Here is a 17193-nt window from a genome sequence, read left to right on the forward strand (position 1 = left end):
GGTCCTTGCGACCTGTCATCCCCGCGCGAGGAGCTAAGGCGTACGTGGGGATCCAGGGCGCCACGTCGCCAGAACCACCCCGGCCAGCGCGATCGCCAACGCCAGCAGTTGCAGGCCGCCGAGGCTCTCGCCGAGGGCGAGCACGCCCACCGCCGCGGCGGAGACCGGGAGCATCACGGTGAAAACGCCGGCCTGGGCCGCGGGCACGACCTTCAGTCCGGTCATCCAGAGCCACACCGTCCAGACGCTGGCCGCCAGCGAATAGAACAGCAGCAGCAGCCAGGTGTGGCCCTGGACCGAGCCGAAATCGAATTGCAAGGCCGCCCAGATCCCGAACGGCGTCACCAGCGCGAAACCCCAGAGGTTGATCAGCGCGGTGATGCGCTTGGGCCCCAGCGCGCCGGTCAGCGCCTTGCCGATCACCGCATAGGCCGCTTCGCACAGGACCGCGCCGAACACCAGCAGGTTGCCGAGCCAGGCCCATTGCGCGTCGGCCGAGGCGGCTCCGCCTCGTTCTTCGGCTTTGCCGGCCGCCAACAGCGCGATCCCGAAAGCCGCGCAGGCCACCGCGCCCCAGACGCGGGGCGCGATCCGTTCGCGCAGGAAGAGCCAGCTCAGGATGGCGACGACCGCGGGGATGGACGCCATGATCACACCCGCGGAAACGGCGCTGGTCAGGCTCACGCCGAACAGCATGCAGATCGAAAACAGGAAGTTGCCGAGGAAGGACTCGAGAAACAGCAGCTTGCGCGTGCGGGCGGTCATGGGCGCTTCGTTCGCCGGCCGGCGCAGCCAATGCAGCATGGCGGTGCCGCCGATGCCGAAGCGAAGCCAGGCGAGCAGGAACACGGGGATGGCGGCCGCCAATGGCTTGGAGAGGGCGACGTAGCTGCCCACCAGCGCCATGCTGAGGGCGAGGCAGCCATAGGCCAGCGGGCGATTGGGGACGAAGCTCACCGAGAATGGCGCCTGTTCGCGAAAAACGCCGCATCATGCCTGAAGCCGACCCGCAACCGCACCCCGCGGATTCGCTGCGCGAATCCGATGGGGCCCGGCGCCACGTCTTCGTCTACGGCACGCTGCGCCGCGGCGGCCGGAACGACATCAACCGCCTGGAGCCGGCGCCCGACTACGTGGGCATGGGCGAGGTGCAAGGCATCCTGTACCACATCGACTGGTATCCCGGCCTCACGCTGGGCGGCGAGGAAGCGGTCACCGTCGTTGGCGAGGTCTACCGCGTCACGCCCGAGCTCGAACAGGTCCTGGACGGGATCGAGCAGATCGTCCCGGGACCCGAGAGCGAGTATTTCAAGCGCGAGGTTCCCGTTTCGGTGCAGGGCCGCCCGATCCGGTGCCTGGTGTACGAGATCAATGCGGCACGCGCGCGCGGCAAGCAGTCGATCGGGCATGGCGACTGGATCCTGTTTCACCAGCCGTGAAAAGCTTTTCGTATTGCAAAAAATAGCAATGCTGCGGCGCGCCAAATTTTCTCAATACAAGAAAGAGTTTTCCGCATTGAGGAATATTGTCCGTAACCCATTGAATTCATTGACGATAATTTGTGTCTTGTATAAGACATAAGAGCTTCACAAGGTCTTGTACAAGACTTACAGTTCACCCATCGGCACTGCACTTGCATCCGTGCAGGCCGCAACGGTTCCCAACGCAACCTTCGGAGTGAAAGCAAATGAGCAACTGGACCCACCTGACCCGCGAACAGCAGATCGCCCAACTGGAAAAAGACTGGGCCGAGAACCCGCGCTGGAAAGGCATCAAGCGCGGCTACTCGGCTGCCGACGTCGTGCGCCTGCGCGGCTCCCTGCAGGTGGAGCACACGCTGGCGAAGCGTGGCGCCGAAAAGCTGTGGAACCTGATCAACACGGAGCCCTTCGTCAACACGCTGGGCGCGCTCACGGGCAACCAGGCCATGCAGCAGGTCAAGGCCGGCCTGAAGGCCATCTACCTGTCCGGCTGGCAGGTGGCGGGCGACGCCAACAGCAATGGCGAGATGTACCCCGACCAGTCGCTGTATTCGGTGGATTCCGTGCCGAAGGTCGTGAAGAAGATCAACGCCACCTTCGCCCGCGCTGACCAGATCCAGTGGAGCGAGGGCAAGAGCCACGGCGACGAAGGCTTCGTGGACTACTTCGCCCCGATCGTGGCGGACGCGGAAGCCGGCTTCGGCGGCGTGCTGAACGCTTTCGAATTGATGAAGGCCATGATCGAAGCGGGCGCCGCCGGCGTGCACTTCGAAGACCAGCTGGCCGCCGCCAAGAAGTGCGGCCACATGGGCGGCAAGGTGCTGGTGCCGACCCGCGAAGCGGTGTCGAAGCTGGTCGCCGCCCGCCTGGCCGCCGACGTGATGGGCACCCCCACCATCCTGCTGGCCCGCACCGATGCCGAAGCCGCCGACCTGGTGACCACCGATGTCGACGAGAACGACAAGCCTTTCTTCACCGGCGAGCGCACGGTCGAAGGCTTCTACCGCAGCCGCAACGGCGCCGAGCAGGCCATCAGCCGCGGCCTGGCGTATGCCGAGTACGCCGACCTGATCTGGTGCGAGACCGGCACGCCGGACCTGGCCTTCGCCAAGCAGTTCGCGGACGCGATCCACGCCAAGTTCCCCGGCAAGCTGCTGGCCTACAACTGCTCGCCTTCCTTCAACTGGAAAAAGAACCTCGACGACGCCACCATCGCCAAGTTCCAGAAGGAACTCGGCGCCATGGGCTACAAGTTCCAGTTCATCACGCTGGCCGGCTTCCACAGCCTGAACTACTCGATGTTCAACCTGGCCTACGGCTATGCCCGCAACAACATGACGGCTTTCGTCGAGCTGCAGCAGGCCGAGTTCGCCGCCGCCGACAAGGGCTTCACCGCCGTCAAGCACCAGCGCGAGGTGGGCACGGGCTATTTCGACGCGGTCACCACGACGATCGAGGCGAATGCCTCCACGGCCGCGCTGAAGGGTTCGACCGAAGACGAGCAGTTCTTCGACGACCACAAGAAGGCAGCCTGAGCGCCGCGCCCCCGCTACTTTTCTCATCGAATCGCCCGCGGCCAGCCCGCGGGCTTTTTTTTGGCCGGCCCGGCGGCCGGTTTTGCCTTTCCCGGATTCCTCAGTACATTTGGGCCTGTACGAAAACAGAGCGGGGACCGGCCATGAGCGCATCGACAGACGAAAAGACCGGTGTCTTCGACGCCAGCAAGCTCAACCAGCAGCGCTGCCCCGAATGCAGCGGCACCGGTGAGCTGCGCATCGACAGCGAGAACATCAACGAGCATTTCGAAGTCGAGAAGCAGACCGTCATCACGGATTGCCCCCGCTGCGGCGGTGTGGGATTCGTGCCCGCGGGTTAGAATCCCGGCTCGAATCCTTGCAGCAAGAGCGAGAAAGGCACCTTGGTTATGACACCGCGAACTACCCCGGAAAGGTCCACGGCCCGCTAGCGGCCGCGTCGTCGCGTGCACTGAGTTGCTTCCACCCAACTGAAAAAGCGCGGCTTGTCCCGCGCTTTTTTGTTTGCCGAAACGCTTTTCACCATGATCCAGATCACGCTCCCCGACGGCTCGCGCCGTGAGTTCCCCGGCCCCGTGACGGTGGCCGAAGTCGCCGCCTCCATCGGCGCCGGCCTGGCCAAGGCCGCGCTGGCCGGCAAGGTCGACGGCAAGGTCGTCGACACGAGCCATCCCATCACCGCCGACGCCAAGCTCGCGATCCTGACGGCCAAGGATCCTGAGGGGCTGGACGTCATCCGCCACTCGACGGCGCACCTGCTGGCCTATGCGGTGAAGGAGCTGTTTCCCGAAGCCCAGGTCACCATCGGACCGGTGATCGAGAACGGGTTCTTCTACGACTTCTCCTACAAGCGGCCTTTCACGCCCGAAGACCTGGTCGCCATCGAGAAGCGCATGGCGGAACTCGCGGCCAAGGACGAGCCCGTCACGCGGCGTGTGCTGCCGCGCGACGAGGCGGTGGCGCATTTCAAGGGTATGGGCGAGCACTACAAGGCCGAGATCATCGGCAGCATCCCGGCCGGCGAGGACGTTTCGCTGTACGCCGAGGGCGGCTTCGAGGATTTGTGCCGCGGGCCGCACGTGCCGAGCACGGGCAAGCTGAAATTCTTCAAGCTCATGAAGGTGGCGGGCGCCTACTGGCGCGGCGACCACCGCAACGAGATGCTGCAACGCATCTACGGCACGGCCTGGGCGACGAAGGACGAGCTGCAGCAGTACCTGACGATGCTGGAAGAGGCCGAAAAGCGCGACCACCGCAAGCTCGGCCGTGAGCTCGACCTGTTCCACATCGACGACGTCGCGCCGGGCGTGGTGTTCTGGCACCCCAGGGGCTGGGCCATCTGGCAGGCCGTCGAGCAGTACATGCGGCAGGTCTACAAGGACACGGGCTACCAGGAAGTGAAGGGCCCGCAGATCCTCGACAAGAGCCTCTGGGAGAAGACGGGCCACTGGCAGAACTACCGCGAGAACATGTTCGTCACCGAGAGCGAAAAGCGCGACTACGCGCTCAAGCCGATGAACTGCCCCGGCCATGTGCTGATCTTCAAGTCGCACATGCGCAGCTACCGCGACCTGCCGCTGCGCTACGGTGAATTCGGCCAGTGCCACCGCAACGAGCCCTCCGGCGCCTTGCACGGCATCATGCGGGTGCGCGGTTTCACGCAGGATGACGGCCATGCCTTCGTGACGGAAGACCAGATCCTCGACGAATGCGTCGCCTACACCGCCAAGCTGCAGCAGGTCTACCGAGATTTCGGCTTCACGGACATCCTCTACAAGGTCGCCACGCGGCCGGAGAACCGCGTCGGCTCGGATGAGCTGTGGGACAAGGCCGAGCATGCGGTCATGGAGTCGCTGCGCCGCTCGGGTGTCGATTTCGTGGTGTCGCCGGGCGACGGCGCCTTCTACGGCCCGAAGATCGAATACACCCTGAAGGATGCCCTGGGCCGGCAGTGGCAGTGCGGCACGATGCAGGTGGACTTCAATACGGCCGAGCGTCTGGGCGCCGAATACGTGACCGAAACCAGCGGCCGGGCCCACCCCGTCATGCTGCACCGGGCCATTGTGGGCAGCCTGGAGCGGTTCATCGGGATGTTGGTCGAACACCACGCCGGCGCGCTGCCGGCCTGGCTGGCGCCGGTGCAGGCGGTCGTGCTGAACATCACGGATTCGCAGTCCGATTACGCCCGGGAAGTCGCCAAAGCTCTGCAAAATCAAGGGCTTAGGGTGGAGCTCGACCTGCGCAACGAGAAAATAACGTATAAAATACGCGAGCATTCGTTGCAAAAGCCGCCTTACCTCCTCGTCGTCGGCGAGAAAGAGAGGGCGGCTGGTGCCGTCGCAGTGCGCGCCCGGGGCAATGTGGACCTCGGTGCGATGTCCCTCGAAGCGTTCTCCCAAAGAGTCGCCTCCGACATCGCCAGCAAGAGCTGATTCACCTTCCGGGACGAGTCTGCTTTCCTGCTCTGAAGCGCGGACTGGGGCGGTTTCGCTGTCTGAGGACAGTCATTGATTTGAAGGAATAGAGACCATCGCTACTGACTTTCGCGACCGCCGCCAACGCGAGGAACGCAAGCACCGCCTGAACCGGGAAATCATGGCCCCGGAGGTCCGGCTCTCCGGGCCGAACAACGAGCCCCTGGGCATCGTCAGCCTGTCCGAAGCCCTGCGCATGGCAGGCGAGGCAGACGTTGACCTGGTCGAAATTGCCGCCACCGCCAACCCGCCCGTGTGCCGGTTGATGGACTACGGCAAGTTCAAGTACCAGGAGCAGAAGAAGGCGGCCGAGGCGAAGTCGAAGCAGAAGGTCATCGAGGTCAAGGAAGTCAAGTTCCGCCCGGGCACGGATGACGGCGACTACAACATCAAGTTGCGCAACATCCGCAGGTTCCTGGAAGAAGGCGACAAGTGCAAGATCACGCTCCGCTTCCGCGGCCGCGAGATCACGCACCAGGAAATCGGCATGGCGCTGTTGCAGCGCCTTCGGGACGACCTCGGGGACACCATCCTCGTGGAGCAGTTCCCCAAGCTGGAGGGCCGGCAGATGATCATGATGATCGCGCCGGGCAAGCGCAAGCCAAGCGCGCAGAAGGCCGCCGAAGCGGCGGCCGCGACGACGACGGCTTGAGCGGGCAGGGGATCGGAAAGTTTTGAAGATCCACGGGCTGGTCGTCCGTGGTGAACAAAAAGGCGGGCGCAAGCCCGCCGCATTAGTGGCTCGGGGCCTCCAAGACGCGGAAACATCCGCGGCGCCTCACGAGCACAAATTAGAAGGAGCAGAAATGCCCAAGATGAAGACCAAGAGCGGAGCGAAAAAGCGCTTCCGCGTCCGTCCCGGCGGGACGGTCAAGCGCGGCCAGGCCTTCAAGCGTCACATCCTGACCAAGAAGTCCACCAAGAACAAGCGCCACCTGCGCGGCCCTGTCAGCGTTCATGAGACCAACATGGGTCACATGGCGCAGATGCTGCCGTTCGCGGGCCTGTAACCACCAGACGAAGAAGGAGAACACACATGCCTCGCGTCAAACGTGGTGTCACGGCTCGCGCCCGACACAAGAAGGTCCTCGCACTCGCCAAGGGTTTCCGCGGCCGCCGCGGTAACGTCTACCGCATCGCCAAAGAAGCGGTGATGAAGGCGGGGCAGTATGCCTACCGCGACCGCCGCGCCAAGAAGCGCGTCTTCCGTCAGCTGTGGATCGCGCGTATCAACGCCGCGGCCCGCGCCAACGGCCTGACCTACAGCCAGTTCGCCAACGGGATCCGCAAGGCCGGCATCGACATCGACCGCAAGGTCCTCGCCGATATCGCCTATCACGACCCCGCCGCGTTTACCGGCATCGTGGAACAAGTCAAGGCCAAGCTGGCTGCCTGAGTCGGTCCACACTACCCAGGCAACACACTCCAGAGGCTAGGGCTTGCAAGGGCGCTAGCCTCTTTTTCATTTATGACCACGAACGATCTGGCTTCCGTCGTCGAGAGCGCCCGCAGCGCATTCGCGGGTGCCTCCACGCCAGCCGACCTGGAAAACGCCAAGGCGCAGTTCACCGGCAAGGCCGGCCGCATCACCGAGCTGATGAAGGGCCTGGGCGCGCTGCCCGTGGACGAGAAGAAGGCGCGCGGCGCCGCGATCAACCAGGCCAAGCAGGCGATCGAGCAGGCGCTCGCCGAGCGCCGCCAGGCCCTGGCGGACGCCGAGCTCGAAGCGCAATTGAAAGCGGAAGCGCTCGATGTCTCCCTGCCCGGCCGACTGCGCGAACCCGGCGGGCTGCACCCGGTCAGCCTGACCATGGAGCGCATCGAGCAGATCTTCGCCAGCATGGGCTTCGACGTGGCCGACGGCCCCGAGGTCGAAAGCGACTGGCACAGCTTCACCTCGCTGAACAACCCGCCGAACCATCCGGCGCGGTCGATGCAGGACACGTTCTACGTCGACATGCAGGGCGACGACGGCATCCACTACAACCTGCGCCCGCACACCAGCCCGATGCAGGTGCGCTACGCCCACCAGCACGTCAAGAAGTTCGCCGAAGCGGTGAAGCGCGGTGAGGCCATGCCCGAGATCCGCGTCATCGCCCCGGGCCGCACCTACCGCGTCGACAGCGACGCCACCCACTCGCCGATGTTCCACCAGTGCGAAGGCCTGTGGCTGGGCGAGAACGTGAGCTTCAAGGACCTGAAGGTCGTCTTCACGGACTTCTGCCGCACCTTCTTCGAGAGCGACGACCTGGCGCTGCGGTTCCGGCCCAGCTTCTTTCCGTTCACCGAGCCCAGCGCCGAGATCGACATCCAGTTCCAGAGCGGGCCGCTGGCCGGCCGCTGGCTCGAGGTCGCGGGTTCCGGCCAGGTGCACCCGACCGTGGTGCGCAACATGGGCCTGGACCCCGAGAAGTTCATCGGTTTCGCTTTCGGCATGGGCCCGGACCGCCTGACCATGCTGCGCTATGGCGTGAACGACCTGCGCCTGTTCTTCGATGGCGACATCCGTTTCCTCCAGCAATTCCGCTAAGCCCCATGCAATTCCCAGAGTCGTGGCTTCGCGCCTTTTGCAACCCACCGTTGTCTGCCCAGGAAATCGCCGACACGCTCACCATGGGCGGGTTGGAGGTGGAAGAACTCCGCCCGGTCGCGCCGCCGTTCACGAAGGTCGTCGTTGGTGAGATCAAGGAAGCCGCCCAGCACCCCAATGCTGACCGCCTGCGGGTCTGTCAGGTGGACGTGGGGCAGGGCGCACTGCTGAACATCGTCTGCGGCGCGCCGAATGCGCGCGTCGGGATCAAAGTGCCCTGCGCGCTGGTGGGCGCCGAATTGCCGCCCGGCGAGGACGGCCAGCCCTTCGCCATCAAACTGGGCAAGCTGCGCGGCGTCGAGAGCCAGGGCATGCTGTGCTCCGCGCGTGAGCTGAAGCTGAGCGACGACCATGGCGGCCTGCTGGAACTGGACGCCGGAGCCCGGCTGGGCCAGGACGTCCGGGAGACGCTGCAGCTCGACGATCACGTCTTCACGCTCAAGCTCACGCCGAACCTGGCGCATGCCCTCAGCGTCTACGGCGTGGCTCGCGAACTGGCGGCGCTGACCGGCGCGCCCCTTGTTCAGCCCGCGTTCCCACCAGTCCCGCCGGTGCACGACGCGAAGCTCAAGGTGAAGGTCAGCGCGCCCGACCTGTGCGGCCGCTTCTCTGGCCGCATCATCCGCAATGTGGACACCACCGCGAAGACGCCGCAATGGATGGTGGACCGCCTGGCCCGCTGCGGCCAGCGCAGCGTGACCGCCCTGGTCGACATTTCCAATTACGTGATGTTCGAATTCGGACGGCCTTCGCACATCTTCGATTACGACAAGATCCACGGCGCCCTCGACGTGCGCTGGGGCCGCCCTGGCGAGCAGCTGAAGCTGCTGAACGGCACCACCATCGAGGTGGACGGCAAGGTCGGCGTCATCGCGGACGATGTCGAGGTGGAATCGCTCGCCGGCATCATGGGTGGCGACGCGACGGCCGTTTCGGACGCGACCCGCAATGTCTACGTGGAGGCGGCCTTCTGGTGGCCCGAGGCGGTGCAGGGGCGTTCGCGCCGCTACAACTTCTCCACCGATGCCGGTCACCGCTTCGAGCGCGGGGTCGACCCGAGCCTGACCGTCGAGCACATCGAGCACATCACCCGGCTCATCCTCGATATCTGCGGCGGCGAAGCGGGGCCCATGGACGACCAGGTCGTCCAGCTGCCCGAGCGCAAGCCCGTCCACATGCGGGTGGCGCGCGCGGCCAAGGTCATCGGCATGCCCGTGACCGAAGCGCAGTGCCTTGACGCGTTCCGGCGCCTCGGACTGCCGGCGCAAGCCGACCGCGGCAATGTGACCGTCACGCCGCCCGCGTACCGCTTTGACCTGACGATCGAGGAAGACCTGATCGAGGAGGTCGTGCGCATCGTCGGCTACGCGAACCTGCCCACCACGCCGCCGCTGGCGCCGATCACCGCCAAGCTGCCGCCCGAGAACCGCCGCAACCGGTTTGCCACGCGACGCCTGCTGGCGGCGCTGGGCTACCAGGAAACCATCAATTTCAGTTTCGTCGAAGCGCACTGGGAGCGTGACCTCGCCGGCAACGCCAACCCGATCCAGCTGCTGAACCCGATTGCCAGCCAGATGAGCGTGATGCGCTCCTCCCTGCTCGGCTCCTTGCTGCAGGTGCTGAAGTTCAACCTGGACCGCAAGGCCGAGCGCGTGCGCGTGTTCGAACTGGGCCGCGTGTTCGCGCGCGACGCCGGCGTGCCGACCAGCGACACCACGGTCCATGGCGTGCGCCAGCCGATGAAGGTGGCCGGGCTGGCCTATGGCGAGCCGGACGGATTGCAGTGGGGCCGCAAGACGCCGGGGAGCGATTTCTACGACGCCAAGGGGGACGTCGAGGCGCTCCTGTCCCCCGCGCGCGCTGAGTTCGTGGCCGCCAGCCATCCGGCGCTGCACCCGGGGCGCTGCGCCGCGATCCTGCTCGGCGGCCGCCAGGTCGGCGTGGTGGGCGAGCTGCACCCGCGCTGGCGCCAGCAATGGGAGCTGCCACACCCGCCGGTGCTGTTCGAGCTGGATCTCGAGGCCGTCACCGAGAGGCGGATCCCGGTGTTCGAGCCCGTGCCCAAGTTCCAGCCGGCGGAGCGCGACATCGCCGTCATCGTGGCCGACAACGTGGACCATGCGGCGTTGATGGCCGCGATCCATGCGGCCGACACGAAGGGCCTGCTGCGCGATGCCTGGCTGTTCGACGTCTACAAGCCGAAGCAGGCCACGCCCGCGCTGGCAGCCAACGAAAAAAGCCTGGCGGTGCGCTTGACGCTGGCGAGTGCCGAAGCCACACTGACCGACGAACAGATCGATGCGGCGGTGCGCGCGGTGGTCGAGCGCATCGCCGGCGATCTCGGTGGCCGCCTGAGGGGATGACGCATTGGCCGACCTGACAACAACAAGAACGCGAGAGGACATCATGGAGTTTGCCGTCGAGAGCCTGGAGACGCCGGCACTCACCAAGGCCCAGCTCGCGGAGCTGCTGTTCGAGCAGATCGGCCTGAACAAGCGCGAGTCGAAGGACATGATCGACGCGTTCTTCGACCTCATCGCCGCCAGCCTGGTGGATGGCCAGGACGTCAAGATTTCCGGGTTCGGCAATTTCCAGATCCGCACCAAGGCGCCGCGGCCGGGCCGCAACCCGCGCACGGGGGAGGCGATCCCCATCGACGCGCGCCGGGTCGTCACGTTCCACGCCAGCCACAAGCTCAAGGAGCAGATCCAGGGCGCCGGCGGTCCCACCGACCCCAATCCGGGGTAGAGCGGATGGCTGGGCGGGGATGACCGTCCGGCACCCGAAAAAGCAACGCCTGGCGGCAGGCCGGCGGGGCGGTCTTTGCTTCCGGCACCAGTTAGAGTAACCTAGCAGCTTTCTCTCCTACAAGATTGATTTCAATGGAGAAAGGCCTCCCAGCCATACCCGCCAAGCGCTACTTCACCATCGGTGAGGTCAGCGAGCTATGCGGCGTCAAGCCGCACGTGCTACGGTATTGGGAGCAGGAATTCACGCAGTTGCGGCCCATGAAGCGCCGCGGCAACCGCCGTTACTACCAGCATCACGAGGTGCTGATGATCCGGCGCATCCGGGACCTGCTGTACGACCAGGGCTTCACGATCAGCGGCGCGCGCAACAAGCTGCAGGAGATCGTGCAGGTCGAGCGCGACAAGCGCCGCGCCGGTGAAGTCATGCTCGAAGGGGTGGAAGTGATCGAGATGGACGACTCCCCGATCGAGGCCTTCGACGACGGCCCCGCCGAGGAGCGCGAAATGATGACGCAGAAGCTGCAGTTGCTGAAGCGCGAACTGTTCGAGATCCGTGACTTGCTGAACGCGGTGCATTGATGTGCGGGCACGGCCCGCCGTGCTGGCTATAATGGCGGGCTCGGCGTGTAGCGCAGCCTGGTAGCGCACTTGCATGGGGTGCAAGGGGTCGCGAGTTCGAATCCCGCCACGCCGACCAGCGACATCAGCAAGCCGGCAGGTCCTTCGGGGTCTGCCGGCTTCGTCTTTTGGGGTTGCGGGTATAAGCGGTGATATGCAGCACAAGAGGGCTGCACAAGCGGGCATAAAATGATCGAGCATGCGCCGAGACGAAAACATAACCGGGGACTGAGCCGCCACCGTGCCCACTGTCGTATTCGCTGACCTGGTCGGGAGCACCGGCATCTTCGAGCGGCTCGGCGACGAGACCGCCGGGCGCTTCGTCACCCAGCTCACCACGGCGCTCTCCAAGACGTTCGAACAGCACAACGGCCGCGTGGTCAAGCTGCTCGGGGACGGTTTGTTCGTCGTATTCCCGGTGGAAGGCGATGCGTTGACGGCCTGCGTGGCGATCCAGAAGCGGCTGGTCGAAAAGCCGCTGGTGCCGGGCGGCCTGGGCAATCCGGTCCAGATGCAGATGGGCATCGAGTCGGGCGAGGTGGTGGAGATCGAAGGTGACTGCTACGGCGACGCCGTCAACAGTGCCGCCCGCCTGGCCGACCTGGCCGGTGCCGACCAGATCCTCACCACGCAGCGCGTGCGCGATGCGCTGAGCGCCGCCCACCAGGCCCAGTTGCGCAGCCTGGGGCCGATGTACCTGCGCGGCAAGACCGAGGCGTCGGAAGTCTTCAGCGTGCAATGGCAGCCCGAACACGAAACCGACGCCACCGTGATGGGCGCGTCGATGTTCTCGCCGCCCTCACAGCAGGGCCACCTCGAGGTCACTGCCGCGGGGCAGACCGTGCGGCTCACCCCCCGCAGCGAGCGCATGACGCTCGGCCGCTCCACCTCGGCCAGCCTGTCCGTGAACGACTCGCGCGTGTCCCGCATCCACGCCACCATCGAATGGCGGGGCGGCCAGTACGTGCTGAGCGACGTCTCGAGCTTCGGCACCTGGGTCTACGTGGGCAACCAGAGCGAGCCGGTGGTGTTGCGCCGCACCGAGCTCTACCTCGTGGGCAACGGCCAGATCACGTTCGGCTGCGAACGCGAAGCGGAAGACGCCCCATCGGCGCATTTCGCGGTCAAGGCCTGACCGGCAGGACCCCTCCCCGTGGCGCTGGAACTGCACATCGCCGGCCCGGGCCTGGACTTCACGCGCCGGCTCAACCCGGGCGACCCCGCGCTCATCCTGGGGCGTGACCCTGACTGCACGATCTGCCTGGCCGACCCGGAGCGCAATGTGTCGCGCCGGCACCTGAGTGTCTGGAACGAGGCCGAGCAGCTGCACTTCCACGTCCTGTCCGTCGTGAACGGGGTCGACCTCCCGGGCGGCGAGGTGCCGCCCGGCGGCCGCGGCGTACTCCATGTTGGTGAAGCCCTGCTGCTGTCGTCCTATCGCGTCACCGTCTCGATGGTTTCCGGCGACGCGCCAGCGGCGGACCCCTGGGAGATGCTCGAGCGCGAGACCGCCAATTCCACCTCGGCGGTCCGCGGGATGATGGAGGCGATGGACACCGTGCCGGCGCCCACGGACGACGATCCGTTCGGTGACTGGGGCTTCGGCAGCACGTTCGGCCCGGGCTCGCCCAGCGGCGCGCTGCATGCCGACAGCCTCGGGGCCGCGACGGATTTGAAGTCGTTCTTCCAGGGCCTCGGTCTCGATCCCACGCGCGCGCCCGCGTTGAGCGACGGCGAGTTGGAAACCATCGGCCGCCTGACGCGCATCGCGCTGGCGGGGCTGATGCAGGCCGCGCAGGGCGCCTCCGCGACCAAGCAGGAGCTGCACGCCGAAGACCGCACCATGATCGGCGCCAAGGACAGCAACCCCTTGCGGATGGACATGCCGCCGGAGGCCAAGCTTTTCTACCTGTTCGGCGGCCGCATCGCCGCGGCCGGTTTCGTGCAGCCCGACCGTGCCGTCGGCGACATCGTGGCGGACGTGCTGGCGCACCAGCAGGCGGTCGCCCTCGCATCGCGCGAAGCCGTGCGCGGAACGCTGGATGAGTTCAATCCGGAGACCCTGAAGACGCGCCTGCTGGGCACCGGAGGACGCCTCTTCGAGTCGTCCCGGGCCTGGGACGCCTTCGTCAAGGATTACGGCGAACAGAGCCAGGTGATGGAGCAATGGGTGCAGCGCGTGCTGGACCGCCACTTCGTCGATGCCTACATCCGGGAGTTCCTCCGTGTGAAACGCGACACAGCCGCCAAACGACGGTGACCGGTCCGCGCGAGAGCAAGGCTAGAATGGGTTTCTACCTGTTACCCACGGCAGTGCTGAAGTGAGTCTGAAAAAGCTGGGCCGCTATGAACTGATCCGGGTGCTGGGCAAGGGCGCCATGGGTGTGGTCTATGAGGGGCGCGATCCCAACCTGGACCGGCGCGTCGCGATCAAGACCGTCAAGGTCGAAAACCTGTCCGAAGAAGCCGCCGCGGAATACGAGCATCGTTTCCGTACCGAGGCACGCTCGGCCGCGCGGCTGCAGCACCCCAACATCGTCAGCGTCTACGACTCGGACCGCGACGGCGACATCGCCTTCCTGGTCATGGAATACATCCAGGGCGACGACCTCAAGCACCACCTGGACCGGGGCGTGCGCTATTCGCTGGAGCAGTCCCTCAAGATCATCCGCGACCTGCTGTCCGCGCTCGACTATGCGCACAAGCAGGGCATCGTGCACCGCGACATCAAGCCGGCGAACCTGCTGATCGAACCGGGCGGCCGGGTCAAGCTCACCGACTTCGGCGTCGCGCGCATCCAGGATTCGGGCGACGCCACCCGCACCCAGGGCAGCATGGTCGGCACGCTGAAGTACATGGCCCCCGAGCAGGTGCAGGGCCAGAAGATCGACTCGCGGGCCGACCTGTTCTCCGTGGGCATCGTGCTGTACCAGTTGCTCACCGACAAGCGCCCGTTCGACGGCGACAACGACTTCTCCATCATCCACCAGATCATCGGGCACAACCCGCCGGCGCCGAGCTCGTTCAATGCGCGGCTGCCGCCGGCGCTCGATGCGGTGGTGGCGCGGGCGCTGGCCAAGGGCCGGGATGAGCGCTTCGCCACGGCGCGTGATTTCGCTGTCGCGCTGCAATCCGCCATCCGGCGCGCCGAGGACCAGACGGTGGTGCCGCCGGAGAACCCGAACAAGAAGGTCGAACCGCAGGGCACGAACTCGCGGGGGGGCCGCTCGGTGCCCGGCAGCATGACGCGGCCTGGCGGGGGGACCAACACGGGAACCGTCAGCGCCGTCACCCAGGAACTGGAGCTGGTCTACTGGAAGGACGTCAAGGACTCCACGGACGCCGAGGAACTCGAGGGTTTCCTGGAGAAGTTTCCGGCCGGCATCTACGCCGACCTCGCGCGCCGCCGCTTGCGGCGGCTCTCGGGGCAGTCCGGTGACTCGACGAATTTCGGCGGAGGCACGCAGCCCGGAATCGGCGGTGCCGCCGACCAGGACATGGAGGCCACGCGCCTGCGCTCCGACTCTTCGCGGCCGTTTCTTCCCAGCCGCGAACCGACGAATCCGTCCGCGCCGGCTTTCGTGGCGACGACCACCTTCGTGGCGCCTGCTCCCGCTTCCTCCTCGGTTTTCAGTGACGAAGAGGACTACACCAAGACTGTCATCGAGCCGCGCCCCGGCGTGCCCTACGACAGCACCGAACCCGCTCCGCTCACGCCTTTGGCACAGGCCGAGGCGTTCGCCGCCAAGGTGCTGGCCTCGGAGGAGGCGACGACGATCGGCTCGGCCGCTCCAGCGCAGGACGTCACTGAACCCGCGGTGAAAGCCGAAGCCCGGCCGGCGCCCGCCGCCGCAACCCCCGCAGCCCGCACCCCTGGCGTGAGCGCCGGCAAGCGTGCGATGGATGATGACGAGACCGCAGCGCCGGCGCCGCGCCAGAAGGTGCCCGTTGCCGTGCTGGCGGGCATCGGCATTTTCGTGGCCGCGGGGATCGCCTTGGCTGTCATGTTCAGCCGCGGCGGCAGCGCACCGCCTGTCGTCGCCGTCCCGACGCCGGCCGCTTCAGCCCCTGAACCCGTCGCGGCCGCCCCCCAGCCAGTCCCTCAAGCTGATGCGCCTCCTGTTGCCGCAAATGCGCCTGTGGTCGTTGCCCCGCCGGCCAGCCCGCCTCCCTTCGTGATCGCACCCACTCCGGGGGCGAGCATGCCCGCGGGCTCAGCGAGCGCCCGCGCCGCCGCCGCCAGTCAGGCCCGCCGTCCCGCCAGCGCGCGGCCATCGGCGCGGCCCGGGGCACCGGCTTCCGAGCCAAGCCGGCCGATATTCACGGCGCCCGTCCCCCGGTCGGACGACCAGCCGCCGGCGCCGCCACCGCGCCCCGTCCCGCCGCCGGCGGCACCAGCGGTGAACGCTGGCAGCAGCCCCGTCGAGCAATGCCGCGACAAGGTGTTCCTGTCGCGCGAGTTTTGCCTGGCCGAGCAGTGCGACAAGCCCGGCACCCGCAACCACCCGCTGTGTGTGAAGCGGCGCGAGGAAATCCGCCTGCGCGAGGAAAGCAAGCAGCGCCAGGGCCCGCAATAGGGGCCGGGGAGGAAGCGCTCCCGGCCTAGACGATGTCGAGGTTGTGCACGCCGAAGTGCCCGGCCCGCCGGTCGTCGAAGAAGCGCTTCAGCGTCTCGTGCACGGTCCGGAAGGCGATGTCGTCCCAGGGAACCTGCTCTTCATCGAACAAGCGGGCCTCGATCGTTTCATGGCCCGGGTCGAACACTTCGCTCAGCAGGCGCGCCCGGTAGAACAGGTGGACCTGGCCCACGCGCGGCACGCTCAGCACGGTGAACAGCCCCTCCATCTCGAACTGCGCGCCGGCCTCTTCAGTGGTCTCGCGGGCCGCACCCTGTTCGGTGGACTCACCGAGTTCCATGAAGCCGGCCGGCAACGTCCACTTGCCCCACCGGGGTTCGATGTTGCGCTTGCAAAGCAGGACCTGCCGGCCCCAATACGGCACCGTCCCGACCACGTTCAGCGGGTTCTCGTAGTGGATCGTGTCGCAGTTGGGGCAGACCGCGCGCTCGCGCGTGTCGCCGTCGTCCGGCAGGCGGTAGACGACGGCGGTGCCGCAATTGCGGCAGTGTTTGATGGGGCTTCGGAAGGTCGTCACCCCGCGATTGTCACGCCTTCTTGGCCGGGGCCGCGGCCGCCTTGCCGTGCTTGTCGATCAGCGCGCGGGCCGTTTCCAGCAGCTTCTTGCCGTCGTGGCCGCGCTTGTCCATGTCCTGCACCCATTCGACTTCGACCAGGCGCGCCTTGCGCTTGAACTCCTGGGCATCCGCGGCCGTGATCTGGTAGATCTGGTTCTTGCGGTCCTCCGCGGCCTTGCGGCCCAGGGGATCGTTGCCCTGCTGCGTCTTGCCCAGCCAGGCCGACGTGGCCATGCCGGAGTTGTTGTCGATGATCTTCTTCAGGTCCGGCGCCAGCGAGTTGTACTTCGCCTTGTTCATGCTCATCACGAACGTGGTCGTGTAAAGCGCGCCACCGGAGTTCTCGAACTCGCTGTGGAACTTGGTCAGCTCATGCACCTTCACCGAGGGCACCACCTCCCACGGGATCACGCAGCCATCGATGGTGCCCTTGGACAGCGCATCGGGGATCTGCGGCAGCGGCATGCCCACCGGGGTGGCGCCGACGTAGCCGAGCATCTTGGTGATCTGCCGTGTCGGGCCGCGCACCTTCATGCCCTTCAGGTCGTCGG

17 protein-coding genes and 1 tRNA gene are annotated in these 17193 nt (G+C 66.4%); 15 read left to right on the forward strand and 3 right to left on the reverse strand.

From position 1 onward, the window contains the following. Positions 1–33: 33 nt before the first annotated feature. On the reverse strand, positions 34–906 hold the full coding sequence (locus FN976_RS04540; protein WP_145891481.1) for a DMT family transporter: 873 nt from the start codon (positions 904–906) through the stop codon (positions 34–36). 86 nt (positions 907–992) lie between these two features. Between FN976_RS04540 and FN976_RS04545 the strand changes: the two genes are divergently transcribed. From FN976_RS04545 to FN976_RS04615, 15 genes are all read left to right on the forward strand, one after another. Next, on the forward strand, positions 993–1439 hold the full coding sequence (locus tag FN976_RS04545) for a gamma-glutamylcyclotransferase family protein (RefSeq protein WP_145891421.1): 447 nt from the start codon (positions 993–995) through the stop codon (positions 1437–1439). A gap of 266 nt (positions 1440–1705) precedes the next feature. Continuing rightward, a complete protein-coding gene (gene aceA, locus FN976_RS04550) occupies positions 1706–3016 on the forward strand; it encodes an isocitrate lyase (protein WP_145891483.1) in 1311 nt (436 codons plus the stop codon). A 143-nt stretch (positions 3017–3159) separates the two neighbouring features. Next, positions 3160–3357 (forward strand): hypothetical protein, encoded by a 198-nt coding sequence (locus FN976_RS04555; protein WP_145891423.1) that lies wholly within the window; start codon positions 3160–3162, stop codon positions 3355–3357. Positions 3358–3540: 183 nt separating this feature from the next. Further along, positions 3541–5448 carry a threonine--tRNA ligase gene (gene thrS / locus FN976_RS04560; RefSeq protein ID WP_145891425.1) on the forward strand — a complete coding sequence of 636 codons (1908 nt, stop codon included), beginning with the start codon at positions 3541–3543 and terminating at the stop codon, positions 5446–5448. Positions 5449–5536: 88 nt separating this feature from the next. Then, the gene (gene infC, locus FN976_RS04565) at positions 5537–6142 is read left to right on the forward strand and encodes a translation initiation factor IF-3 (RefSeq protein WP_145891427.1); all 606 of its coding nucleotides are present in this window, start codon (positions 5537–5539) and stop codon (positions 6140–6142) included. A 154-nt stretch (positions 6143–6296) separates the two neighbouring features. Next, on the forward strand, positions 6297–6500 hold the full coding sequence (gene rpmI / locus FN976_RS04570) for a 50S ribosomal protein L35 (protein WP_145891430.1): 204 nt from the start codon (positions 6297–6299) through the stop codon (positions 6498–6500). A 26-nt stretch (positions 6501–6526) separates the two neighbouring features. Beyond that, the gene (gene rplT, locus FN976_RS04575) at positions 6527–6886 is read left to right on the forward strand and encodes a 50S ribosomal protein L20 (RefSeq protein WP_145891432.1); all 360 of its coding nucleotides are present in this window, start codon (positions 6527–6529) and stop codon (positions 6884–6886) included. A 72-nt stretch (positions 6887–6958) separates the two neighbouring features. After that, positions 6959–8020, forward strand: coding sequence for a phenylalanine--tRNA ligase subunit alpha (pheS, locus tag FN976_RS04580; RefSeq protein WP_145891434.1), 1062 nt, complete (start codon positions 6959–6961; stop codon positions 8018–8020). Between the two features lie 5 nt (positions 8021–8025). Next, complete coding sequence (pheT, locus tag FN976_RS04585) at positions 8026–10443, forward strand: phenylalanine--tRNA ligase subunit beta (RefSeq protein WP_145891436.1); 2418 nt, start codon at positions 8026–8028, stop codon at positions 10441–10443. Between the two features lie 43 nt (positions 10444–10486). Continuing rightward, a complete protein-coding gene (locus FN976_RS04590; protein WP_145891438.1) occupies positions 10487–10828 on the forward strand; it encodes an integration host factor subunit alpha in 342 nt (113 codons plus the stop codon). A 134-nt stretch (positions 10829–10962) separates the two neighbouring features. Then, positions 10963–11409 (forward strand): MerR family transcriptional regulator, encoded by a 447-nt coding sequence (locus FN976_RS04595; protein ID WP_145891440.1) that lies wholly within the window; start codon positions 10963–10965, stop codon positions 11407–11409. A 41-nt stretch (positions 11410–11450) separates the two neighbouring features. Continuing rightward, positions 11451–11527: transfer RNA gene (locus FN976_RS04600), tRNA-Pro, on the forward strand. 162 nt (positions 11528–11689) lie between these two features. Then, positions 11690–12583 (forward strand): adenylate/guanylate cyclase domain-containing protein, encoded by an 894-nt coding sequence (locus tag FN976_RS04605; RefSeq protein ID WP_145891442.1) that lies wholly within the window; start codon positions 11690–11692, stop codon positions 12581–12583. 18 nt (positions 12584–12601) lie between these two features. Then, positions 12602–13708, forward strand: a complete 1107-nt coding sequence (locus tag FN976_RS04610) for a type VI secretion system-associated FHA domain protein (RefSeq protein WP_145891444.1) — start codon at positions 12602–12604, stop codon at positions 13706–13708. Between the two features lie 61 nt (positions 13709–13769). Continuing rightward, entirely contained in the window at positions 13770–16025 is a 2256-nt protein-coding gene (locus FN976_RS04615) for a serine/threonine-protein kinase (RefSeq protein ID WP_145891446.1), read from the forward strand. A 25-nt stretch (positions 16026–16050) separates the two neighbouring features. On the opposite strand, the gene FN976_RS04620 is transcribed toward FN976_RS04615, so the two are convergent. Next, positions 16051–16602 carry an NUDIX hydrolase gene (locus tag FN976_RS04620; RefSeq protein ID WP_145891448.1) on the reverse strand — a complete coding sequence of 184 codons (552 nt, stop codon included), beginning with the start codon at positions 16600–16602 and terminating at the stop codon, positions 16051–16053. Positions 16603–16612: 10 nt separating this feature from the next. Further along, the coding region (locus FN976_RS04625) for a type 2 periplasmic-binding domain-containing protein (protein ID WP_489885025.1) at positions 16613–17193 on the reverse strand (581 nt) is incomplete at its 5' end.

It is taken from the genome of Caenimonas sedimenti, assembly GCF_007833165.1.
In the GTDB taxonomy this organism is placed as follows: Bacteria; Pseudomonadota; Gammaproteobacteria; order Burkholderiales; family Burkholderiaceae_C; genus Ramlibacter; species Ramlibacter sedimenti.